Source organism: Hydrogenophaga sp., from assembly GCF_030158645.1.
In the GTDB taxonomy this organism is placed as follows: domain Bacteria; phylum Pseudomonadota; class Gammaproteobacteria; order Burkholderiales; family Burkholderiaceae_C; genus Hydrogenophaga.
This window is the reverse complement of record NZ_JAOASO010000011.1, coordinates 1-21,003: the sequence shown is the minus strand read 5'-3', so window position 1 is coordinate 21,003 and position 21,003 is coordinate 1. Positions and strand designations below refer to the sequence as shown.

Sequence of the window (21,003 nt, the reverse complement as noted above, 5' to 3'; positions counted from 1 at the left end):
CGGCGCGCTGGATCAACCACAGCTGCGCGCCCAACTGCGAAGCCGAGGTGGACGATGGCCGCGTGTTCATCCGGGCGCAGCGCAACATCAAGGCGGGCGAGGAACTGTTCTACGACTACGGGCTGGTGATCGACGAGCCCTACACACCCAAACTCAAGGCCGAATACCCCTGCTGGTGCGGCGCGAAGAAGTGCCGCGGCACCTTGCTGGCGCCCAAGCGCGCGGGCAAGGCTTCGAAACTGGGCTGAACGGCTCATGGCCGACTCCCTGATCCGCCACGCAGAAGCCGTCTGGCAGGCGGTTGAGCCGACGCTGCACGGCTTCACCGTCGAGGTGTTGCCCACCATCGACTCCACCAACAGCGAGCTCATGCGCCGTGCGCGCAGCGGCCTGATGGAGCCGGTGCTGCTGGCCGCCGAGGACCAGACCGCAGGGCGCGGCAGGCTCGGCAAGGGCTGGCACAGCAAGCCTGGCCAATCCCTCACGTTTTCACTGGCACTGCCACTGGCGCCGGCGAACTGGTCGGGCCTGTCGCTGGCGGTCGGCGTGAGCCTGGCGCACAGCCTGCACCCCGATGTGCGCCTGAAGTGGCCCAACGACCTTTGGCTGCACCAGCGCAAGCTCGGCGGCATCCTGGTGGAAACCGCCGGCCACGGCGAAGTCGGCCAGGGGCAGCGCATGGTGGTGATCGGCGTGGGCATCAACGTGGCGCGGCCCGAAGCTTCGGTGGTGGGGGCGCTCGTGCCGGACGGTGCCGCGGTCACCGCCATGGCGCCGGCCGGCCTGTCCGAGGTGCTGGTGGGGATCACGCCAGGCGAGGTGCTGGAGCGCGTGGCGCCAGCGCTGGTGCGCGACGTGCAAGCGTTTGCCTCGCAAGGTTTCGCCGCCTTTGTGCAGCGATTCGGCCAGCTCGACGCCCTGCAGGGCGAAGCGGTGCAACTCTCCGATGGGACGCGCGGCACGGCTTGCGGTGTGAACAGCGATGGCGCACTGCAGGTGCTGACCGAGCGCGGGATGCAGACGGTGTCCAGCGCCGAAGTGAGCGTCCGGCCATGTTGAGGTGGGTGATCTGCCTGCTGGTGCTGGGCAACGTGGGCTATTTTGCGTGGTCGCAGGGGTACCTGGACACGCTGGGCCTGAAGCCCGCCGAGCAGCGCGAACCGCAACGGCTGACCCAGCAGGTGCGGCCCGAAGCCCTGCGCCTGCTCAACGGACCCAAGGCCGACCCGGTTCGGCAGGCGAGTGCGGTGGCACCCGCGACCCCCGTGGCCGCTGCCGTCTCCCCACCAGAGCCCGTCCCCGCCGCAACCGAACCTGCGTCTGCGTCTGCGCCTGCTCCTGCTCCTGCGCCCGCTCCGGTTGCCGCACCAGCCGACCCGGGGACGGCCAGCAACGGCCCGCGCGCCTGCTGGCAGGTCGGCAGCTTCACGGCGGCACAAGCCGAGCTGCTGCGCGCCGAGCTGGCCTTGCTGGGGCTGCCCGCCGCCGGGTTTTCATTCAGCGAGGTGCGCAGCGGTGGCCGCTGGATCGTCTACATGGGGCGCTACGACAACCAGCAGCAACTTGATCGGAAGAAGGACGAGCTGCGAGCCCTGGGTGTGGCTTACCGCGAGATCACGGCGCCCGGCCTGGCACCCGGGCTGGCGCTGGGCACGTTCTCCACCGAGGCCGCCGCCCAACAGGCCCGGCAAAAGGCCGAACGCGACGGCATCCGCACCGCCAAAGTGGCGCAGGAGCGGGCCGAGAGCGTGAGCACCAACCTGCGCCTGCCCTCGATCAATGAAGCGCAACGCAGCGCCATCGATGGCCTGGGTGAGGCGATGGCGGGCAAGCGCCTGCAACGCTGCGTCTGAGGCGCACGGCCAGCGGGTTCCCGCCAGCGTCAAACGCCGGGCGTGCGGTGTGGACCGAGGCTGGCAAACCAGTCCAGCGCTTCGTTCCACAGCGGCAAGGCCTTGGGCCTGAAGTAGCCCATGTGGCCGATGGCGCCCAGACCCGAGCGCCTCGAATCCACGGTGACGCTGCGCACCGCTGCGTTGCGGTAGCCCGCCATGAAGGCGTCGCGCGAGGCCGGCGGTGCCCAGGCGTCGTCCAGTGCATTGACCGCCACGATGGGAAAACGAACGGCCGCGAAACGCTCGGTGGTGGCGCTCATCGCCGGGTCGTCGAAGAAATAGCGCGGGAAACGGCACCACTGGCGCCACTGGCGGTACACGTCGATCGGCAGGTCTTCGCCCATGCCCAGCCTGCTCCAGGGCAAATAGCCGTGCATGCGCGTCCACACCGGCCCCAGCACACGCCACATGAACAGCACGCGCAGGCGTTCCAGCGGCGGCATCCAGCCGTGCCAGCCGGCGCCGGTGGCAAACGTGTACGCGCCGTCCACCGCACCGGGGTCGGGCAGCAGGCCCAGCGCATGGCCGCCGTAGGAATGGCCCACCAGGAACAGCGGCATGCCGCGCTGGCGCATGGCTTCGACACCAGCGGCCAGGTCCAGCCGGCCCCAGTCGAGGTAGTCCATGCGAAAGCCCTTGAGCGTGCTCGGTGCCGACTGGCCAATGCCGCGGTAGTCGAGTGTGAGCACGTCAAAGCCGCGCCGGGCGGCGTGTTCGGCAAAACGCTTGTAAAAACCCTGCGGCACGGCGGTGGCGCCGCCCACCACCAGGTGACCCAGCGGCGGCCCAGGGCTGTGAAAGCGGTGCGCGACCAGCGGGTAGCCGTCGGCCGCGGTGAGCGTGATGCGCTCGGTGCGCACGTCCTGGGTGGTGGTGTCGGTGGTCACGGTGGGTCTCCTGTTCGGGGGTCAGCGGCTGGCGCGGGTGGTGAGCAGGGACAGCAAGGTGTCGGTGGCCTGCGTGATGGGTTCGATGCTCTGGGCCACGCGGGCCTGCAACAACCCGCCCTCGTAAGTGGCCACAACCAGGGCGGCGATGCCCCGGGCCTGGACCTGCGGCTCGCCGTGCTGTTCCAGCGCCAGTGCGATGCGTTCGCGCAGGGTGGCAAAGGCAAGGGCCAGCGCATCGCGCAAAGCCGCATCGTCGGGCGTGGTTTCCAGGGCCACGGTGGCCAGCGGACAACCGGCGCCGAATCCGGTGTCGCTCAGCCGCCCCGTGGCGCCCGCCATCCAGCGGCGCATGGCCTCGATCGGCTCGGGTGTGCTGGCCAGCAGGGCGTCCAGCCCGCGCAGCATGCGCGCGACCACATCGTCGATGGCGGCCACGGCGAGCTCGGTCTTGCCGCCGGGGAAGTGGTGGTACAGCACGCCCTTGGGCGCGCCGGCCTGGGCCAGCAACTCGGTCAGGCCGATGCCGTGCAGGCCGCGCCGGCGCAAGGCGTCGGTCATGGCAGCGATCAGGCGGTCGCGGGTACCGGGGGTGGGTGCTTCGGACATGTCCCGAAATCTATAGACCGGTCGGTCTAGTGTCAAGCCATGGCGTGTTGCGCAGGTTCTCCGGGCAACAAAAAAAGCGCCCGAGGGCGCTTTTTTGATCGATGCAAACGGGTACTTACTTGGCCATCACGCGAACCATCTCGAGGCACTTGTTGGAGTAGCCCCACTCGTTGTCGTACCAGCTCACCACCTTGACGAAGGTGCTGTCGAGTGCGATGCCGGCGTCGGCGTCGAAGATGGAGGTGCGGGTGTCGCCACGGAAGTCGGTGGCCACGACCTTGTCGGTGGTGTAACCCAGCACGCCTTTGAGCGCGCCTTCGCTTTGCGACTTCATCTCGGCGCAGATCTCGGCGTAGGTGGCGGGGCTGTTGAGCTCCACCGTGAGGTCGACCACCGACACGTCGGAGGTGGGCACGCGGAAGCTCATGCCGGTGAGCTTCTTGTTCAGCTCGGGAATCACCACGCCCACGGCCTTGGCCGCGCCGGTGCTGCTGGGGATGATGTTTTCCAGGATGCCGCGGCCGCCGCGCCAGTCCTTGTTGCTCGGGCCGTCCACGGTTTTCTGGGTGGCGGTGGCGGCGTGCACCGTGGTCATGAGACCGCGCTTGATGCCCCACTTGTCGTTGAGCACCTTGGCGATCGGCGCCAGGCAGTTGGTGGTGCACGAGGCGTTGGAGATGATGGCCTCGCCCTTGTAGGTGGCGTGGTTCACACCGTACACGAACATGGGCGTGTCGTCCTTGGAAGGCGCGGACAGGATGACCTTCTTCGCGCCGGCGTCCAGGTGCTTCTGCGCCGTGACCTTGTCCAGGAACAGGCCGGTGGATTCGATGACGATGTCGGCGCCGACTTCGTTCCACTTCAGGTTGGCGGGGTCGCGCTCTTGGGTGAGGCGGATCTTCTTGCCATTGACCACCAGGGTGTTGCCGTCGACCTGGACATCACCCTTGAAGCGGCCGTGCACGCTGTCGTACTGCAGCATGTAGGCCAGGTACTCGGGCTCCAGCAGGTCGTTGATGGCGACGACTTCGATGTCGGCGAAGTTCTGCAGCGCGCTGCGCAACACGTTGCGGCCGATTCGGCCGAAGCCGTTGATGCCGATCTTGATGGTCATGTCTCGTGTCTCCTGGAGGGTTTCAAACAAAGATGAACAAACTCATTTCGCCAGCACGGCGCGCACCGTGTCGGCCACATTCGCGGGCGTGAAGCCGAAGTGCTCGAACAGCACCGGGGCCGGGGCGGACTCGCCGTAGGTGTCCAGACCCACGACCGCGGCCACGCCGTATTTCCACCAGCCGTCGGTGGAGCCCATTTCGACGGCCACGCGCGGCACGCCGGCGGGCAACACCGACGCCTTGAAGGCAGCGCTCTGGCGGTCAAAGGTGGTGGTGCTGGGCATGGAGACCACGCGCACGGCAATCTTGTGTTCCTTGGCCAGCAGCTCCTGCGCCTTCAGCGCCAGCTGCACTTCGGAACCGGTGGCGATGATCACCGCCTGCGCCTTTTTCTTCAGGCCCACTTCGCTCGGCTCGGCCAGCACGTAAGCGCCCTTGCTGATGTCGCCCAGGTCGCTCTTGGGTGCGTAGGGCAGGTTCTGGCGGCTGAGCAGCAGCGCGGTGGGGCGGGTGGCGTTCTCCAGCGCCACGGCCCAGGCCACGGCGGTCTCTGCTGTGTCGGCCGGACGCCAGACGTCCAGGTTCGGAATGAGGCGCAGGCTGGCGGCATGCTCGACCGACTGGTGGGTCGGGCCGTCTTCGCCCAGGCCGATGGAGTCGTGCGTGAACACGTGGATGACGCGCTGCTTCATCAGCGCGGCCATGCGGATCGCGTTGCGGCTGTAGTCGCTGAAGGTCAGGAAGGTGCCGCCGTAGGGGATGAAGCCGCCGTGCAGCGCCACGCCGTTCATGATCGCGGCCATGCCGAATTCGCGCACGCCGTAGTTGATGTGGCGGCCGCCCTGGCCTTGCTCGTTCTTCACCACGTCACCGGCCAGGTTGAAGCGCAGGCTGGGGGTGGACTTGGTGTTGGTGAGGTTGGAGCCGGTGAGGTCGGCGCTGCCGCCCAGCAGCTCGGGCAGCGCGGCGGTGAAGGTTTCGAGGGCGAGCTGGCTGGCCTTGCGGCTGGCCACGGTCTCGGCCTTGGTGTGGGCGGCCACGGCCGCGTCCACCGCCACCTGGGCGAAGTTCTTCGGCAGCTCGCCCTTCATGCGGCGCACGAATTCCTTGGCGAGTTCGGGGAAGGCGGCCTTGTAGGCGGCGAAGGTGGTGTTCCACGTGGCTTCGGCGGCCTTGCCGGCGTCTTTGGCGTCCCAGGCGGCGTACACGTCTTTCGGAACGGCAAAGGGCGCGTGGCTCCAGCCCAGGGCCTCGCGGGTGAGCTTGATCTCTTCAGCACCCAGCGGCTCGCCGTGCGCCTTGGCGGTGTTGGCGCGGTTCGGGCTGCCTTTGCCGATGTGCGTCTTGCAGATGATCATGGTCGGCGCGTCGGCCTTGTTCTTGGCATCGGCAATGGCGCGGTCCACGGCGTCGGCGTCGTGGCCGTCGATCGGGCCGATCACGTTCCAGCCATAGGCGGCAAAACGCAGCGCGGTGTTGTCGATGAACCAGGGCGTGACCTGGCCGTCGATGGAGATGCCGTTGTCGTCGTACAGCGCGATCAGCTTGTTGAGCTTCCAGGCACCGGCCAGGGCGCAGGCCTCGTGGCTGATGCCCTCCATGAGGCAGCCGTCGCCCAGGAACACGTAGGTGTGGTGGTCGACGATGGCATGCCCGTCGCGGTTGAACTCGGACGCCAGCAGCTTCTCGGCCAGCGCCATGCCCACCGCGTTGGTGATGCCCTGGCCCAGCGGACCGGTGGTGGTTTCCACGCCGGGGGTGATGCCCACTTCAGGGTGGCCGGCGGTCTTGCTGTGCAGCTGGCGGAAGTTCTTGAGTTCGCCGATCGGCAGCTTGTAGCCGGTGAGGTGCAGCAGCGAGTAGATCAGCATGGAGCCGTGGCCGTTGGACAGCACGAAGCGGTCGCGGTTGGCCCACTGCGGGTTGGTCGGGTTGTGGCGCAGGTGCCGGCCCCACAAGGCCACCGCCATGTCGGCCATGCCCATGGGCGCGCCCGGGTGGCCCGAGTTGGCGGCTTGCACCGCGTCCATGGCCAGCGCGCGGATGGCGTTGGCCTGGGTCTGGGCTGACACGGCGGAGGCGGTGGGGATGGGGGTGCTGGCGGTGTCGGACATGGGGGGGTGCGAAAAATGGGGGTGAGGCTGGGATTTGCACGACGGCGCAAAACCACGGATTTTATCGGCCAGGCCATCGTCGACGGTGCGCCGCTGCAACCCGGCGGCGCACCAGCCCATAATTGTTCGACCCGTGCGGCCCTGCGCGCCCGGCACGGGCATCCACCCGCAGCCCATGAACCGACTCGCCACCGCACCCGCCTCCCCACCCCCTCTGGCCTCTGCCATGGTGCTCGCCGCCGGGCGTGGCATGCGCATGCGACCCCTCACCGACGTGACGCCCAAGCCGCTGCTGCCGGTGCAGGGCAAACCGCTGATGCAGTGGCCCATGGAAGCCCTGGTCGCGGGCGGCTTTGGGCGCATGGTGGTCAACACCGCGTGGCTGGGCGAGCAGATCGACGAGCACTGCGCGGCCTGGAGCCGTGAGCAACCCGGCTGCGACGTGACGGTATCGCGGGAGGGTGCCGACTTTGGCTACGCACTCGAGACCGCCGGCGGCATTGCCCGCGCATTGCCGCTGCTGGCCGAGGTGTTCTGGGTGCTGGCCAGCGACGTCTATGCGCCCGATTTCAACTTCAGTCAGGCCTGCGTCGACCGCTTCAAAGCCAGCGGTCTGCTCGGTCACATCTGGCTGGTGCCCAACCCGCCCCACAACCCCAACGGTGATTTCGGACTCGGCGCCGACGGCCTCGCCATCGGCCGGGCCGACCCAGCCTGGACCTTCAGCACCATCGGCCTGTACCGGCGCGAGCTGTTTGAACTGCCTTGGTGCGAGGTGTTGCCCGGCAACCCGCAAGGCACGGCCGAGCCACTGGCGCCGCTGCTGCGCCGGGCCATGGAAGCGGGGATGGTGAGCGCGGAGATCTACACAGGGCTCTGGGTGGATGTGGGCACGCCCGCGCGGCTTGAGGAACTGAACCACCGGGGCTGATTCCCCCCGCACACGGCGGGACGCCGAAAGTCCGAGAATGGCAACCATGGACTCCACCACCCACACCCACCTCTACGCCGAACGCCGCGCCCGTGTGGCCGCCTCGCTCGGCCCCGGCGGCATCGCCATCGTGCCCACCGCGCTGGAGCGCCCACGCAACCGCGACAGCGACTTTCTCTACCGGCACGACAGCTACTTCTATTACCTCACCGGCTTCACCGAGCCCAACGCCTGGCTGGTGATCACCGCCGAGGGCAGCACCACGCTGTTCTGCCAGCCCAAAGACCTGGAACGCGAGATCTGGGACGGCATCCGCCTGGGCCCCGAGGCCGCACCCGAGCACCTGGGCGTGAGCGACGCGTTCTCGGTCGCCGAACTCGACCAGCGCCTGCCGCGGCTGCTGGAGAACCGCCAGACCGTGTGGTACCCGTTCGCCACCCACACCGGCCTGGAAGGGCGGGTCAACGGCTGGCTGCAACCGGTGCGCGCCCGCGTGCGCCACGGCGCACTGTGCCCCGATGCGCAGCGCGACCTGTGTGGCGTGCTCGACGAAATGCGCCTGGTGAAGGACGCCTTCGAGCAGGACACCATGCGCCGCGCCGCGCAGATCAGCGCCAAAGCCCACATCCGCGCCATGCAGCGCAGCGCGGCCATGCTGCGTGCGGGCCTGGACGTGCGCGAGTACCACCTGGACGCCGAGCTGCTGCACAGCTTCCGCGAGCACGGTTCGCAGTACCCGGCCTACGGCAGCATCGTGGCCGCCGGCGCCAATGCCTGCGTGCTGCACTACCGTGCCGACGCCGCGCCCATCCGCAGCGGCGAGCTGGTGCTGATCGACGCCGGCTGCGAACTCGACGGCTACGCCAGCGACATCACGCGCACCTTCCCGGCCAACGGCGTGTTCACCGGTCCGCAGCGCGAGCTGTACGACCTGGTGCTGGCCAGCCAGATCGCGGCGGTCAACGCCACCAAAGCCGGCGCGCGTTTTGTCGATCCGCACGAAGCCACCGTGGCGGTGCTCGCGCAAGGCCTGCTTGACGTCGGTCTGCTCGACAGGAACAAAGTCGGCAGCGCGCAGGATGTCATCGCCAACCGCAGCTATTTCCAGTTCTACATGCACCGCACCGGCCACTGGCTGGGCATGGACGTGCACGACTGCGGCAGCTACGTGGAGCCGTCCGAGCTCGGCACGGTGAACGAGCGCAAGGACCCGCTGAGTGGCGAGACCATCAAGGACCGCCCGAGCCGCATCCTGCGTCCCGGCATGGTGCTCACCATCGAGCCCGGCCTCTACGTGCGCCCGGCCGAGGGCGTGCCCGAGCCGTTCTGGAACATCGGCATCCGCATCGAGGACGACGCCATCGTCACCGAGACCGGCTGTGAGCTGATCTCGCGCGGCGTGCCGGTCGAGGCGTTGGAGATTGAAGCGCTGATGCGCGGCTGAGGCCATGCAGGTTCTCAGCGTCAACACCGGCGCCGCGCGCGCCCTGCGCATCGGTTCACGCAATGTCGTCTCGGCCATCGGCAAAACGGCCGTGCCCGGGGCGGTGGCGGTGATGCCGCTGGGTCTGCTGGGCGACGAGCAGGCCGACCTCAGCGTGCACGGCGGACTGGACAAAGCGGTCTACGCTTACCCGAAAGAACACTACGCCTTCTGGGAGGCGCAACGCAGCAAGCAGGGTGCGAGCCTGTTCGACGACCCGCTGCCCCCCGGCTTTCTGGGCGAAAACCTCACGATCGAAGGCCTGCTGGAAACCGAGGTTTGGATCGGCGACCTGCTGCGCTTCCCCGGCTGCAGCCTGCGCGTGACCGCGCCGAGAGAACCTTGCTACAAGTTCAACGCCATCATGGGCCTGCGCGACGCGAGCCGCCTCATGGCGGATCGGCTGTGCCCGGGCTTTTACCTGTCGGTGGCGCAGCCGGGCCCCATAGAAAGCGGCCAGACCTTCACGCTGGAGCCCGGAACGCGCGGCCTGCGCGTGAGCGAGGCCTTTGCGGCCAAACGCCTCAAGCACCTGCGCTGAAATCCGCCCGCATGGAGTACAACGCCGGATGACCTCGCTTGCAGGCACCGTGCTGTGCCTCACCATGAACCCCTCGGTGGACGTGTCCACCCACACCGATCGGGTTGTGCCGACCGACAAGCTGCGGTGCGGCCCAGCCGGGCGCGACGCCGGCGGTGGCGGCCTCAACGTCGCCAGTGTGGTCCACCGGCTCGGCGGCCACAGCCAGGCGCTCTACCCCGCGGGCGGCGCAGCGGGCCAGTGGCTCACGGGACACCTCGCGCACGTCGGTTTGCCCGCCCGCGCGCTGCCCATTGCGCAGGAAACACGCGAGAACTTCACCGTGCAGGCGCTGGACACCGGCGCCGAATACCGCTTCGTGCTGCCCGGACCCACCCTGAGCGAAGGCGAATGGCAGGCCTGCCTGGACGCGGTGGACACCTGCCCCGAACCGCTGACACTGGTGGTGGCCAGTGGCAGCCTGCCACCCGGCGTGCCCGCCGACTTCTACGCCCGGCTGGCCCAGGCGACCCGCCAGCGCGGCGTGCGGCTGGTGCTCGACAGCTCGGGCCCGGCGCTGGCCGCAGCATTGCTGGCCGGTGTGTTCCTCGTCAAACCCAACCTGCGTGAGCTGCGCGAACTCACCGGCCTGCCGCTGGAACATCCCGCCGACTGGCGGGCCGCGGCACAGGCCCTGATCGACCGCGGCCAGGCCGAAGTGGTGGCGCTCACCCTGGGCGCCGGCGGCGCCCTGCTGCTTTCGCGCGATGGCGCCTGGCAGGCCGAGGCGCTTCCGGTGGAAGTGGCCAGCTCGGTGGGCGCGGGTGACAGCTTTGTGGGCGCCCTGGTCTGGTCGCTGCAGCAGGGACGGGCCTTGCCCGAGGCGTTCGGCTGGGCCATGGCGGCCGGATCGGCTGCGCTGCTCACGCCGGGCACGGGTCTGTGCCTGCCCCGGGACGTGCACCACCTGCAACCGCTGGTGAAGGTGATCGCGGCGTGAAGCCCCACATTGCCCCCGAAAAAGTCAGCACCGCCCCAACCATTTACGCAGTTCCACCGACTAGGGTTTTCCCGGGCGCGGAACTAGAATGCGCAACTCGCTTTCACATAGCAAGAATTCAGCACGACCGGAGACACGATCATGACGATGGACAACAGCCCCGAAAACAAACGCGCCGAGCTGCGACGAGCGGCCCTCGAGTACCACGAGTTCCCGACGCCCGGCAAGGTGGCGATTGCCGCCACCAAGCAGCTCACCAACCAGCGCGACCTGGCCCTGGCCTACTCGCCCGGCGTGGCCGCTCCGTGTGAAGAAATCGTGGCCGATCCGGTCAACGCGTTCAAGTACACCAGCCGCGGCAACCTGGTCGCCGTCATCACCAACGGCACCGCCGTGCTGGGCCTGGGCGACATCGGTCCGCTGGCCGCCAAGCCGGTGATGGAAGGCAAGGGCGTGTTGTTCAAGAAGTTCTCGGGCATCGACGTGTTCGACATCGAGATCAACGAGAAAGACCCCGACAAGCTGGTCGAGATCATCGCCTCGCTGGAGCCCACCTTCGGCGGCATCAACCTCGAAGACATCAAGGCGCCCGACTGCTTCTACATCGAGCGCAAGCTGCGCGAGCGCATGAAGATCCCGGTCTTCCACGACGACCAGCACGGCACGGCCATCGTGGTCGGCGCGGCCATCTTCAACGGCCTCAAGGTGGCCGGCAAAGACCCCAAGAACGTCAAGCTCGTGACCTCGGGTGCGGGTGCCGCCGCGCTGGCGTGCCTGGGCCTGCTGGTCAAACTGGGCATTCCCCGCGAAAACATCTGGGTCACCGACCTGGCGGGTGTGGTCTACGAGGGCCGCACCGAACTGATGGACGAAGACAAGATCGCCTTCGCGCAAAAGACCGAGCACCGCACGCTGCGTGACGTGATCGTCGGCGCCGACATTTTTCTGGGCCTGTCGGCCGGTGGCGTGCTCAAGGCAGACATGGTGAAGAGCATGGCGGCCAACCCGCTGATCTTCGCGCTGGCCAACCCCAACCCCGAAATCCTGCCCGAAGAAGTGAAGGCCGTGCGCGGCGACGCCATCATGGCCACCGGGCGCAGCGACTACCCCAACCAGGTCAACAACGTCCTGTGTTTTCCCTACATCTTCCGGGGCGCGCTGGACGCCGGCGCCTCCACCATCACGGTGGAAATGGAGATCGCCGCGGTGCACGCCATTGCCGAACTGGCGCAAGCCGAGCAGAGCGACGTGATCGCCGCCGCCTACGCCGGCGAGCAACTGATGTTCGGCCCCGACTACCTCATCCCCAAGCCGTTTGATCCGCGCCTGATGATGAAGATCGCGCCGGCCGTGGCCCAGGCCGCCGCCGACAGCGGCGTGGCGCTGCGCCCGGTCACCGACATGGCGGCCTACCGCGAGCGCCTGCAGAGCTTCGTGTTCGCTTCCGGCACGATCATGAAACCGATCTACGCCGCGGCCAAGACCGCAGCACGCAAGCGCGTGGCCTACGCCGAGGGCGAAGAAGAGCGCGTGCTGCGCGCCTGCCAGATCGTGGTGGACGAAGGCCTGGCCCGCCCCACACTGATCGGCCGCCCGGCCGTCATCGCACAGCGCATCGAGAAGTTCGGCCTGCGCCTGCGCGAAGAGCTCGACTACGACATCGTCAACGTCGAGCAGGACAGCCGCTACCGCGACTTCTGGCAAACCTACCACCGCATGACCGAGCGCAAAGGCGTGACCCAGCAGCTGGCGAAGATCGAAATGCGTCGGCGCCTCACGCTGATCGGCTCGATGCTGCTCCACAAAGGGGAAGTGGACGGTCTGATTTGCGGCACCTGGGGCAGCACCCACAACCACCTCGAGTACATCGACCAGGTGATCGGCAAACGCGCTGGCGGCAGCCCGAGCACCACGCAGGACGTGCGCATCTACGCCTGCATGAACGGCCTGATGCTGCCGGGCCGCCAGGTGTTTCTGGTGGACACCCACGTCAACTACGACCCCACACCCGAACAGCTGTGCGAAATCACGGTGATGGCGGCCGAGGAAATTCTGCGCTTCGGCCTGACGCCCAAAGCCGCGCTGCTGTCGCACTCCAACTTCGGATCGAGCAACCAGCCCAGCGCCATCAAGATGCGCCGCACGCTCGAGCTGCTGCGCGAGCAGGCGCCCTGGCTGGAAGTGGACGGCGAGATGCACGGAGATGTGGCATTGGACCCCGAGGCACGCGCCACGATGATGCCCAACTCCACCCTCAAAGGGTCGGCCAACCTGCTGGTGCTGCCCAACATCGATGCCGCCAACATCGCCTACAACCTGCTCAAGACCGCAGCCGGCGGCAACATCGCCATCGGCCCGGTGCTGCTGGGCGCCGACAAGCCGGTGCACATCCTCACCGCGAGTGCCACGGTGCGCCGGATCGTGAACATGACAGCCCTCACCGTGGCCGACGCCAACGTTTCGCGCTGAAGCCTTGAGAAAAAGCAAGCACTAACTCTTTCATACATCTCAGACGGTTGAATTTGCCTCCTTTTTCAGCAATCGCTTGCGTTTTTGGTCCGCCTCAGGCACACTAAGCGGCTTGGAATACAGGGTTAACCCGCCCCGCAACACCCCCTCAAAACGCGCTTGCGCGTGTTCTTTTGAGGCGTGTCGCAGGCGGGTTGATTGCATCAGGAGCAGGGAATTTCATGGACCTGAAGCGGATCGGGCGTGCGCGAGGTGTGGCAACACTCACCTTGGGTCTGGTTCTGGCGGCATCGCTGGGCACCTTTTTGGTGCAGGCTCGAACACCGCAAGACCCACTTCTGCCCGGCTCAAACGCCGCCGTGCTTGTCGAATCCGGTTTGCCCGTGCAGGGCAGGCAAGTGATGGATCTGATTCGGCAGGGTGGGCCATTCCGGTACGAAAAAGACGGCACGGTGTTCGGCAACCGGGAAAGGTTGCTACCGAGCCAACGGCGGGGGTTTTACCGGGAATACACGGTGCCCACGCCGGGTCTGAATCACCGGGGTGCCCGGCGGATCGTGTGTGGTGGATTGCAGCCCAAGGCGCCTGAGGCTTGTTATTACACCGAAGACCACTACAGCAGCTTCAAGCTGATCGTGCAGTGAGTCTTGGGTGGTGAGATCGGTTTTTTAACTTTGACCTTTGAAAGAGACGCGGAGATGGACACGCCACTTCGTAACGTACGACCCAATATCGTTCAGTCGATTCGCGCCCACGGCGTGAAAGACCTGCAGGCCGCGGCCGAGCACTTGGGGCACCACTTCCTGTACGCCAACCTGGCCAAAGCCCAGAGCAAGCAGGACGTGCTGGAATTGATCGCTGCGCAATACACCTTGCCCTCGCACTTCGGCAAGAACTTCGACGCGCTCTACGACTGCATGACCGACATGGTCCACAAGTCCGGACCGCAGACCGGTTTCATCGTGGTGTTGGAGCACATCCCGGCGCACGCCAAGTTCGACAAGGAAGCGCGCGAGCAGCTGCTGGACATCTTCCGCGACGCCGCCGATTACTGGTCGGACCGCAAGATCCCGTTCCGCTGCTTCTATTCGTTTTCGGTGGCGCGCTCACCCAAGGGCGAAGAGCCGATCGAAGTGCAGAGCGACGAACCCATGCCCACGGACAAGATCCTGGACGTGAGCCCGATGGCGCTGCGCATGAGCAGCCCGTTCAACGCCGGTTACTGGCTCGCGGCAGCCTGACCAGGCCTTTCCCCCAAAAGCCGCTGCGCATGCAGCGGCTTTTTCATGCCCGCAAGGTCTGGATCAGGCCGACGTACTCGCTCACCGGCACTTCTTCGGCGCGGCGCTGAAGATCGAACACGCCCTCAAAGCCCTGTTCCTCCAGCCAGCGGCCCAGCGTGTTGCGCAGGATCTTGCGGCGCTGGCTGAAAGCGACCTGCACCATGGTTGAAAAGCGCGCCACATCGATCGCTGGTGGCTCGGACAGCGGGACCATGCGAACGATGGCACTGTCCACGCGTGGCGGCGGGTCGAAGCTCTCGGGCGGCACAAACAGCACGTTGTCCATGGCGTAACGCCACTGGAGCATCACGGAGAGGCGGCTGTAGTCGGACGTGGCTGGGCGGGCCACCATGCGGTCGATGACTTCCTTCTGCAGCATGAAGTGCTGGTCCTGCACCACGTTCACGTGGTCAAGCAGGTGGAAGAGGATGGGCGTGGAGATGTTGTAGGGCAGGTTCCCGACCACGCGCAGCCGGGGCACTGCCAACTGCGAAGCAAGCGCAGTGAAGTCCACCTTCAACACATCGGACTCCACCACCTGGAGCTGGGCGTGTGCCCGCAGGCGCACCGCCAGGTCGCGGTCGAGTTCGATCACGGTCAAGCGGCCCAGGCGCTCTACCAGCGGCTGCGTGAGCGCGGCCAGGCCAGGGCCGATCTCCACCATGGCGTCACCGGGCTGCGGCGAAATGGCGTCGACGATGGCGTCGATGATGGCGCCATCGGTCAGGAAGTGCTGCCCGAACCGCTTGCGGGCGATGTGTTTCATGCGCCGGCCGCCTGAACAACCCGCACGGTCACAACAGCGGCGCTTCGCGGTATTCGACGTAGGCGCGACCGCGCACGTCCAGCACCCAGGTGCGCAGGGCTTCGTTGATCTTTTGTTCGCGCACCAGGCCACGCACCATTTCACGTTGATCGCGCTCCGACAGCGTGCTCTGACGGCGCTCGTCCACGCGGATCAGGTGCACGCCGAAACGCGACACCACGGGAGGCGACATCTCGCCGGGACGCAAACGCCCCATGGCGGCCTCGAACTCGGGCACGAACTGGCCAGCCTGCGCCCAACCCAGGTTGCCACCGTCCTGCGCCGATCCGTCCTGGCTGTGCTCGCGCGCCAGGGCCTCGAAGGTCGCCTGTCCGCTGGCGATCTGCTGGCGGTATCCGGCCAGCCGGGCCACGGCATCCGCTTCGCTGAGCTGCGGGCTCAGGCGCAGGAGAATGTGGCGTGCCCGCGTTTCGTTGACGGTCACATCGGGCAGGCCCGCCTGGCGCTTCTCGATGACCTTGAGCACGTGAAAACCCGCCGGGCTTCGCAAAGGACCGACGATCGAACCCGCGCTGAGCGAGCGGGTGGCTTCCACGAACAACTCTGGCAACCGGTTGGCCGGGCGCATGCCGAACTGGCCCCCATTGACGCGTTCCGCGCCTTCGGAGAACTCGCGCGCCAGTTCGCCGAAGTCACCGCCCGCGCGGGCGCGATCGGCCACGCCCTGGGCGCGCGCCTGCAACGCCTGCACGCGGTCGGGCGCCGCGTCTTCGGGCACCGACATGAACACCTGCGCCAGGTGGAGCTGCAGGCTGGACACGTCGTTGCTGCCCTGGCGCTCGCGGATGAAGTCGTCGATATCGGCTTCGCTCACGCGCACCTTGGAGTCGACCTCGCGCTCCCGCACGCGCTGCAACAGCAGCTGGTTGCGCAGGTCGTTGCGCAACTGGTTGATGTCGATACCATCGGCGGCGATGCGGCGGCGGAACTCTTCGGGCGTGAGCTGGTTCTGCGCGGCAATGGATTGCTCGGCCTGCGCCAGCGCCGCTTCGTCAACGCGGATGCCCAACTCGGCACCGAGTTGCAGTTGGGCACGCTCGCTGATGATCTGTTCGAGTACCTGGCGGGCGAGCTGGTCGCGCTCGGGCACGGGCGCCGATTGCTGGGTGAGCTGCTGTTCCAGACGCACCATGCGCTGGCGCACTTCGTTGTTGGTGACGGGCTCGGAGTTGACCAGCGCGACGATGAAGTCGGCGGTGCGCGACGTGGCGCTTGAGGCCGCTGGCGCGGTGGGCACGCGCAATCCGCTGGAGGGCCGCAGTGCCTGCGCGTGCACAACCGACGCCCCGAGCAGAGAACTGCACAGCAGCCAGACGGCCAGGCGGGGGAAGCGGGGGTGTGAGGAGCGGTCAGTCATATTGTTGGAACCGGCTGGGCGGGTTGATTTCTTCGCGCAGGTACTGGTAGCGCGGCACGTTGTCTTTGAGGGTCTTCAGCGGGTTGGAGCCGAGGCGGGAAAAACCCGTGAACTCCAGCTGGAACAGGATACGCTGGTTGGCCGACGCGTTGCTGCGCTGCAGGCGCTCGAGCACCACGCGCCCAAGCCAACAGCCGCCGTCGAACTCGAAGCCGGCGACCAGGTCGACCACCTTGCGGTCGGGCACGCTGTAGTTGATGCGGCCCACGCTGTACCACTGGCCCGGACCCAAGGCGCGTCCCCGCACCGCCGGGCCTGCGGGCGAACCCAACAGGTCGCTGAGCGGCCACTGCCAGCCCACGTCGAATTGTTCGCTGCTGCCGCGCTGCAGACGGTACGCGGCGCTGAGCACGCGGAAGTTGCTGGGTGTGTAGCGCCCGCTCAGGGTGGTGCGCACCGACTGGCGGTCGCCCGGGCTGTACTGCACGTTGGCGTCGGTCAGCCAGCGCGGGCTCCACTGCACGCGGGCGGCCAGCAGGATGTCGCTCAGGCGCTCGTTGATCGGGTCGCCACCGGCCAGCCCGGTGGCGTTGGGCAGGAACACCTCCTGGTCGCGGAACAGGTAACGCTGGGCCACGCCCAGGCGCACCACCTCGGCGCCGGTGTCGGGGTCGAGCAGGCGCGAACTCACGCCGACCGTGACCGCGCGGGTGTCGGAGATGCGGTCGTTGCCGCCAAAGGCGTTCTCGGTGTAGATCGAGGCCAGGTTGAAGTCGTTGGCCGCCGAGTCGTAGTTGGGCAGCAGGCGCTGATCGCGGTAGGGCGTCCAGGTGAAGAAGGCGCGTGGCTCCAGCGTCTGCGTGAAGCCGCGGCCGAAGTAGCTGGCATCGCGCTCGAAGATCAGGCCGCTGTCCAGGCTGACCGTGGGCAACACGCGCGATGCGCTGCGCGAGCCGTTCGCCAGGGCGCTGTCAAAGCTGTACTGGGTGGCGTGGATCTGGGCGCGCGGTTTGATGAACCAGCCCGGCGCCTGGAAGCGCCGGCTGATCTCGGCCACCGTGAGCGCGCGATCGCCGTTGGTCTGTCCGGTGAGCCCCGGCACCGACTGGAAACGGGTGTACTCGGTGAGCACCGACCAGTCGACCCCGCTGAGGTTGGCCACTTGCGCGTCGCTGCGACCATAGCGCACGGCCACCGAGGGCAGGCGGTCGTAAGGCGGCGTGATGGGCGCGTCGACGTCTTGCAGCGTCTGCCACGTGTAGGCGCCCGCGCTCACCGACCAAGGACCCTGTCCCCAGCTGTAGACCGCGTCGCTGGCCAGCAGGCGGGTGGTGAGCGATGCGGTGGCGCGCGGGAAGTCGCGCCAGTAGTCGTCGTCGCTCACGCGGTTGAGGTTGAGGTAGAGGCCCGCCGAGCCGCCAAACGCCGCGCTGCTGCCGGTGAAGGTCTGGTTGTGCTGGGCGGTGTAGCTCCAGCGGTTGGCATCGCGCAGCTGATCGGAAGGCATGAAGGCGCCCCGCACCTGGCCCGCGTACGTGGGCTGCAGGTAGCGCAGCTCGCCGCCCAGGTCGACCCCGCGCTTGCTCATCAACGTGGGGTAGAGCGTCGCGTCCAGGTTGGGCGCGATGTTCAGGTAGTAGGGCAGCGTGACCTCAAGGCCGCTGATGTTGTCGATGTTGAGCGTGGGCGGCAGCAGGCCGGACTTGCGCGCATCGGTCAGCGGAAAGGAAAAGTGGGGCCAGCCCAGGATGGGCACGCCCTTGAACTCCAGGGCGCCGTTGGTGGCGGTCCCCGTCTGGGCGACGTTGTCGAACTCGATCTTCGTGGCGCGCACCATCCAGGCGGGCATCCAGTCGGCGCCGGGCGTGCGCGGGCAGGTGGAGTAGCGGGCATCGAAGGCGACGGCCTTGTCCTCGCCCAGAAAGTCCACGCGGCTGGCGTCGCCCTGGCCTTCGTTCTGCAGCAGGTTGAACGTGGGCTGGGTGAACGTGCCCTGGTAGGTCTCGACGTTGATCTGCAGCTCCGGGCCTTGAAACCGGTCGCCGCTGCGGTTGATCAGCACGTTGCCCTTGGCCTGGGCATCGTTGGTGCGCTGGTCGAGCTGCAGCCGGTCGGCGCGGATCACGGTGTCGTGGCGACGCAGCTCGGCGCTGCCTTCGACCGCCGTCACGCCGTCGGTCTGGCCTTCAATGCGGTCGCCCGAAACAAAGGTCGGCGCCTGGCGCTTCGCGTCTTCGGGCAGGGTCTCCAGCAGCATGCCGCTGGAGCGCAACGACATGCCGGGCTGTGGCGCCTCATCACCGTCGCCCGACTGGGCGTGACCCAGCGTGTGGGCGCCCAGCGCGAGCACCGCGATCAAACCGCGCACCGCCAACGCCACGGGCGCTGCCTTCAGGCGGGGCTGCTCGTGCCCACCGGACAGGGCTGAAACACAGGGTGGGTGGATGCGGCGATTCAAGGGGAGGAAGTCGTTGACCGGGTCGATCAAAAGCGTGCGAAGCCCGCGGATCGGCACAGGGGGTTTGTAGAATCAGCGGCCATTATCCACTGCGCGATCCCGCGTGCGGCCCATTGACAAATGGCGCAAAAACACCCACCACCATGACCCAGTCCAACACCGCCGTCGAGTGGGCCGATCCCCAGCGCGAAGCCGCTTTTTCGACCTGGTTGGGCCCGCTGGCCGACCGGCTGGGTTTGCTGCCCGCCACCTTGCGAGCGGCATCGGCCGACGCCAGCTTCCGGCGTTACCTGCGGATCGACACGCAGGCCGGGCACAGCCTGATCGTGATGGACGCACCGCCCGCACACGAGAACTGCCAGCCGTTTGTGCACGTGGCCACGCTCATGCGCGAGGCCGGTCTGCTGGTGCCCGAGGTGCTGGCGTGGGACGAGCCGCAGGGCTTCATGCTGCTCAGCGATCTGGGCCACCAGACCATGCTCGACGGCATCGACCCCGACCACGCGCAGGCCAACCACGGGCGCTACATGCAGGCGCTCGACGCGCTGCTCGCCTGGCAGCTGTCGTCCAAACCCGGCGTGCTGCCACCCTACAACGAAGCCTTGCTGCGCCGCGAGCTGCAGTTGTTTCCCGACTGGTACCTGCAGCAGCACAAACAGTTGGCGTTGAACGACACGCAGGCCAACACCTTGCAGAAGGCCTTCGACTCGATCGTCGCGCACAACCTCAACGCCCCGAGCGTGTACGTTCACCGCGACTTCATGCCGCGCAATCTGATGCTGCCGCGCCAGCCCGGCGACACTCCCGCGCAACAACTCGGCGTGCTCGACTTCCAGGACGCGGTGCACGGCCCCATCACCTACGACATCGCCAGCCTCATGCGCGACGCCTTCCTCACCTGGGACGAGGACTTCGTGATCGACGTGACCGTGCGCTACTGGGAAAAGGCACGCAAGGCCGGCCTGATGGACTTCGAAGACTGGCACGCCGACTTCGGCGCCTTCTACCGCTCGGTCGAGTGGATGGGCCTGCAGCGCCACCTGAAAGTGGCCGGCATCTTCGCGCGGCTCACGCTGCGCGACGGCAAGCCGAAGTACCTGGCCGATGCGCCGCGCTTCATCGGCTACATCCGCCACACCGCCCACCGCTACCGGGCGCTCGGCCCCTTCCTGCAACTGATCGACGAGGTCGAGGGCCTGCAGGCCGCCTCGGGCTACGCCTTCGGGCGGATCTGATGCCGCGCTTTCACTGCCCCGCGCCGCTGCTCGCCGGCCAGAGCCTGGCCCTGCCCGCGTCGGCCGCGCGCCATGTGCAAGTGCTGCGCCTGCAGCCCGGACACGTCATCACGCTCTTCAACGGGGAAGGCGGCGAGTGGGCCGCCACCATCACCCGCATGGGCCGCTCCGACGTGGACGTGACCGTGGGCGCCCACACCGCCACCGAACGCGAACCGGGCCGCGCCGTGACGCTCGCCGTGGGCATGCCCGCCAACGACCGCATGGACTGGCTGGTGGAGAAGGCGGGCGAACTGGGCGTCGCCACGCTGCAACCGCTGCACACCGCGCACAGCGTGTTGCGCCTGGCGGGCGAGCGCGCCACCAAGAAACAGGCGCACTGGCAGTCGGTGGCCATTGCGGCGTGTGAACAGTGCGGCGGCAACCGCGTGCCCACGGTGCAGCCCGTTGCCGATGTCGCCGCCTGGCTCAAGGCGCTGCCGCCGGTGAACGCCACCGCAGCCGAGCTTCGCTGTCTGCTTTCGCTGGCGGAGGGCACACGGCCACTCGCCCAGGTCTTGCAAGCGGTGGCGCCCAACACGCCCGTGTGCTTTCTCAGCGGCCCCGAGGGTGGCCTGAATCCGCAAGAAGATGCCCAGGCCCGTGCGGCGGGTTTCGTGCCCGTGACCCTGGGTCCGCGCGTGCTGCGAGCCGAAACCGCGGCGCTGGCGGCCCTGACGCTCGCACTGACCTGAACGCGCCGCCTCAGGCGGTTTCCGGCACGAGGCGGAACACCGCCACGGTGGCATTCAATCGAGCGGCCTGATCGTTCAGGCTCTGGG

General features: G+C 67.5%; 18 protein-coding genes and 1 pseudogene. 12 read left to right on the top strand and 7 right to left on the bottom strand.

Annotated features, from left to right (window positions below; translation table 11 throughout):
• From Q1W68_RS00530 to Q1W68_RS00520, 3 genes are all read left to right on the top strand, one after another.
• Positions 1 to 248 (top strand): SET domain-containing protein-lysine N-methyltransferase (locus Q1W68_RS00530; protein ID WP_300715424.1); only part of this gene is annotated, 248 nt, incomplete at its 5' end.
• 7 nt (positions 249 to 255) lie between these two features.
• Positions 256 to 1,059 carry a biotin--[acetyl-CoA-carboxylase] ligase gene (locus Q1W68_RS00525; RefSeq protein ID WP_300715423.1) on the top strand — a complete coding sequence of 268 codons (804 nt, stop codon included), beginning with the start codon at positions 256 to 258 and terminating at the stop codon, positions 1,057 to 1,059.
• Positions 1,053 to 1,853 (top strand): SPOR domain-containing protein, encoded by an 801-nt coding sequence (locus Q1W68_RS00520; RefSeq protein WP_300648979.1) that lies wholly within the window; start codon positions 1,053 to 1,055, stop codon positions 1,851 to 1,853. Before Q1W68_RS00525 ends, Q1W68_RS00520 begins: the two co-directional genes overlap by 7 nt.
• Positions 1,854 to 1,882: 29 nt before the next feature.
• On the opposite strand, the gene Q1W68_RS00515 is transcribed toward Q1W68_RS00520, so the two are convergent.
• From Q1W68_RS00515 to tkt, 4 genes are all read right to left on the bottom strand, one after another.
• Positions 1,883 to 2,782 carry an alpha/beta fold hydrolase gene (locus Q1W68_RS00515; protein WP_300648977.1) on the bottom strand — a complete coding sequence of 300 codons (900 nt, stop codon included), beginning with the start codon at positions 2,780 to 2,782 and terminating at the stop codon, positions 1,883 to 1,885.
• A 21-nt stretch (positions 2,783 to 2,803) separates the two neighbouring features.
• Complete coding sequence (locus tag Q1W68_RS00510) at positions 2,804 to 3,391, bottom strand: TetR/AcrR family transcriptional regulator (protein ID WP_300648975.1); 588 nt, start codon at positions 3,389 to 3,391, stop codon at positions 2,804 to 2,806.
• A 115-nt stretch (positions 3,392 to 3,506) separates the two neighbouring features.
• Positions 3,507 to 4,505: a type I glyceraldehyde-3-phosphate dehydrogenase gene (gene gap, locus Q1W68_RS00505; RefSeq protein WP_300715422.1), complete on the bottom strand. Its 999-nt coding sequence runs from the start codon at positions 4,503 to 4,505 to the stop codon at positions 3,507 to 3,509.
• A 42-nt stretch (positions 4,506 to 4,547) separates the two neighbouring features.
• The gene (gene tkt / locus Q1W68_RS00500) at positions 4,548 to 6,620 is read right to left on the bottom strand and encodes a transketolase (RefSeq protein WP_300715421.1); all 2,073 of its coding nucleotides are present in this window, start codon (positions 6,618 to 6,620) and stop codon (positions 4,548 to 4,550) included.
• A 175-nt stretch (positions 6,621 to 6,795) separates the two neighbouring features.
• On the opposite strand from tkt, the gene Q1W68_RS00495 reads away from it, so the two are divergent.
• The 7 genes and pseudogenes from Q1W68_RS00495 to Q1W68_RS00465 all read left to right on the top strand — a co-directional run.
• Entirely contained in the window at positions 6,796 to 7,551 is a 756-nt protein-coding gene (locus Q1W68_RS00495; RefSeq protein WP_300648969.1) for a nucleotidyltransferase family protein, read from the top strand.
• A 46-nt stretch (positions 7,552 to 7,597) separates the two neighbouring features.
• Entirely contained in the window at positions 7,598 to 8,995 is a 1,398-nt protein-coding gene (locus Q1W68_RS00490) for an aminopeptidase P N-terminal domain-containing protein (protein ID WP_300715420.1), read from the top strand.
• Positions 8,996 to 8,999: 4 nt separating this feature from the next.
• Positions 9,000 to 9,575 (top strand): MOSC domain-containing protein, encoded by a 576-nt coding sequence (locus Q1W68_RS00485; protein ID WP_300648966.1) that lies wholly within the window; start codon positions 9,000 to 9,002, stop codon positions 9,573 to 9,575.
• A gap of 28 nt (positions 9,576 to 9,603) precedes the next feature.
• On the top strand, positions 9,604 to 10,554 hold the full coding sequence (locus Q1W68_RS00480) for a 1-phosphofructokinase family hexose kinase (RefSeq protein WP_300648965.1): 951 nt from the start codon (positions 9,604 to 9,606) through the stop codon (positions 10,552 to 10,554).
• A 141-nt stretch (positions 10,555 to 10,695) separates the two neighbouring features.
• Positions 10,696 to 13,023: an NADP-dependent malic enzyme gene (locus tag Q1W68_RS00475; RefSeq protein WP_300715419.1), complete on the top strand. Its 2,328-nt coding sequence runs from the start codon at positions 10,696 to 10,698 to the stop codon at positions 13,021 to 13,023.
• Positions 13,024 to 13,244: 221 nt separating this feature from the next.
• Positions 13,245 to 13,667: a ribonuclease domain-containing protein gene (locus tag Q1W68_RS00470; protein ID WP_300648961.1), complete on the top strand. Its 423-nt coding sequence runs from the start codon at positions 13,245 to 13,247 to the stop codon at positions 13,665 to 13,667.
• 54 nt (positions 13,668 to 13,721) lie between these two features.
• Positions 13,722 to 14,117 (top strand): annotated as a pseudogene (locus Q1W68_RS00465) (barstar family protein); the annotation flags it as partial.
• A 190-nt stretch (positions 14,118 to 14,307) separates the two neighbouring features.
• Here Q1W68_RS00465 and rsmA read toward each other — a convergent pair.
• The 3 genes from rsmA to lptD are packed head-to-tail and all read right to left on the bottom strand — an operon-like array spanning position 14,308 to position 18,947.
• Entirely contained in the window at positions 14,308 to 15,072 is a 765-nt protein-coding gene (gene rsmA, locus Q1W68_RS00460; protein ID WP_300648959.1) for a 16S rRNA (adenine(1518)-N(6)/adenine(1519)-N(6))-dimethyltransferase RsmA, read from the bottom strand.
• A 28-nt stretch (positions 15,073 to 15,100) separates the two neighbouring features.
• Positions 15,101 to 16,489 (bottom strand): peptidylprolyl isomerase, encoded by a 1,389-nt coding sequence (locus Q1W68_RS00455; RefSeq protein ID WP_300648957.1) that lies wholly within the window; start codon positions 16,487 to 16,489, stop codon positions 15,101 to 15,103.
• Entirely contained in the window at positions 16,482 to 18,947 is a 2,466-nt protein-coding gene (gene lptD, locus Q1W68_RS00450) for an LPS assembly protein LptD (RefSeq protein ID WP_300715418.1), read from the bottom strand. The genes Q1W68_RS00455 and lptD overlap by 8 nt, the downstream gene beginning before the upstream one ends.
• Before the next feature lie 143 nt (positions 18,948 to 19,090).
• Between lptD and Q1W68_RS00445 the strand changes: the two genes are divergently transcribed.
• Entirely contained in the window at positions 19,091 to 20,182 is a 1,092-nt protein-coding gene (locus tag Q1W68_RS00445) for a phosphotransferase (protein WP_300715417.1), read from the top strand.
• A complete protein-coding gene (locus tag Q1W68_RS00440) occupies positions 20,182 to 20,916 on the top strand; it encodes a 16S rRNA (uracil(1498)-N(3))-methyltransferase (protein WP_300648951.1) in 735 nt (244 codons plus the stop codon). Before Q1W68_RS00445 ends, Q1W68_RS00440 begins: the two co-directional genes overlap by 1 nt.
• Positions 20,917 to 21,003: the final 87 nt, after the last annotated feature.

What these genes read in the sequence shown, in the direction of transcription:
- Q1W68_RS00525 (WP_300715423.1), top strand. Translation starts at nt 256, where the DNA reads ATGGCCGACTCCCTGATCCGCCACGCAGAAGCCGTCTGGCAGGCGGTT.
- Q1W68_RS00520 (WP_300648979.1), top strand. Translation starts at nt 1,053, where the DNA reads ATGTTGAGGTGGGTGATCTGCCTGCTGGTGCTGGGCAACGTGGGCTAT.
- Q1W68_RS00510 (WP_300648975.1), bottom strand. Translation starts at nt 3,391, where the DNA reads ATGTCCGAAGCACCCACCCCCGGTACCCGCGACCGCCTGATCGCTGCC.
- gap (WP_300715422.1), bottom strand. Translation starts at nt 4,505, where the DNA reads ATGACCATCAAGATCGGCATCAACGGCTTCGGCCGAATCGGCCGCAAC.
- tkt (WP_300715421.1), bottom strand. Translation starts at nt 6,620, where the DNA reads ATGTCCGACACCGCCAGCACCCCCATCCCCACCGCCTCCGCCGTGTCA.
- Q1W68_RS00495 (WP_300648969.1), top strand. Translation starts at nt 6,796, where the DNA reads ATGAACCGACTCGCCACCGCACCCGCCTCCCCACCCCCTCTGGCCTCT.
- Q1W68_RS00490 (WP_300715420.1), top strand. Translation starts at nt 7,598, where the DNA reads ATGGACTCCACCACCCACACCCACCTCTACGCCGAACGCCGCGCCCGT.
- Q1W68_RS00485 (WP_300648966.1), top strand. Translation starts at nt 9,000, where the DNA reads ATGCAGGTTCTCAGCGTCAACACCGGCGCCGCGCGCGCCCTGCGCATC.
- Q1W68_RS00480 (WP_300648965.1), top strand. Translation starts at nt 9,604, where the DNA reads ATGACCTCGCTTGCAGGCACCGTGCTGTGCCTCACCATGAACCCCTCG.
- Q1W68_RS00475 (WP_300715419.1), top strand. Translation starts at nt 10,696, where the DNA reads ATGACGATGGACAACAGCCCCGAAAACAAACGCGCCGAGCTGCGACGA.
- Q1W68_RS00470 (WP_300648961.1), top strand. Translation starts at nt 13,245, where the DNA reads ATGGACCTGAAGCGGATCGGGCGTGCGCGAGGTGTGGCAACACTCACC.
- rsmA (WP_300648959.1), bottom strand. Translation starts at nt 15,072, where the DNA reads ATGAAACACATCGCCCGCAAGCGGTTCGGGCAGCACTTCCTGACCGAT.
- Q1W68_RS00455 (WP_300648957.1), bottom strand. Translation starts at nt 16,489, where the DNA reads ATGACTGACCGCTCCTCACACCCCCGCTTCCCCCGCCTGGCCGTCTGG.
- Q1W68_RS00445 (WP_300715417.1), top strand. Translation starts at nt 19,091, where the DNA reads ATGACCCAGTCCAACACCGCCGTCGAGTGGGCCGATCCCCAGCGCGAA.
- Q1W68_RS00440 (WP_300648951.1), top strand. Translation starts at nt 20,182, where the DNA reads ATGCCGCGCTTTCACTGCCCCGCGCCGCTGCTCGCCGGCCAGAGCCTG.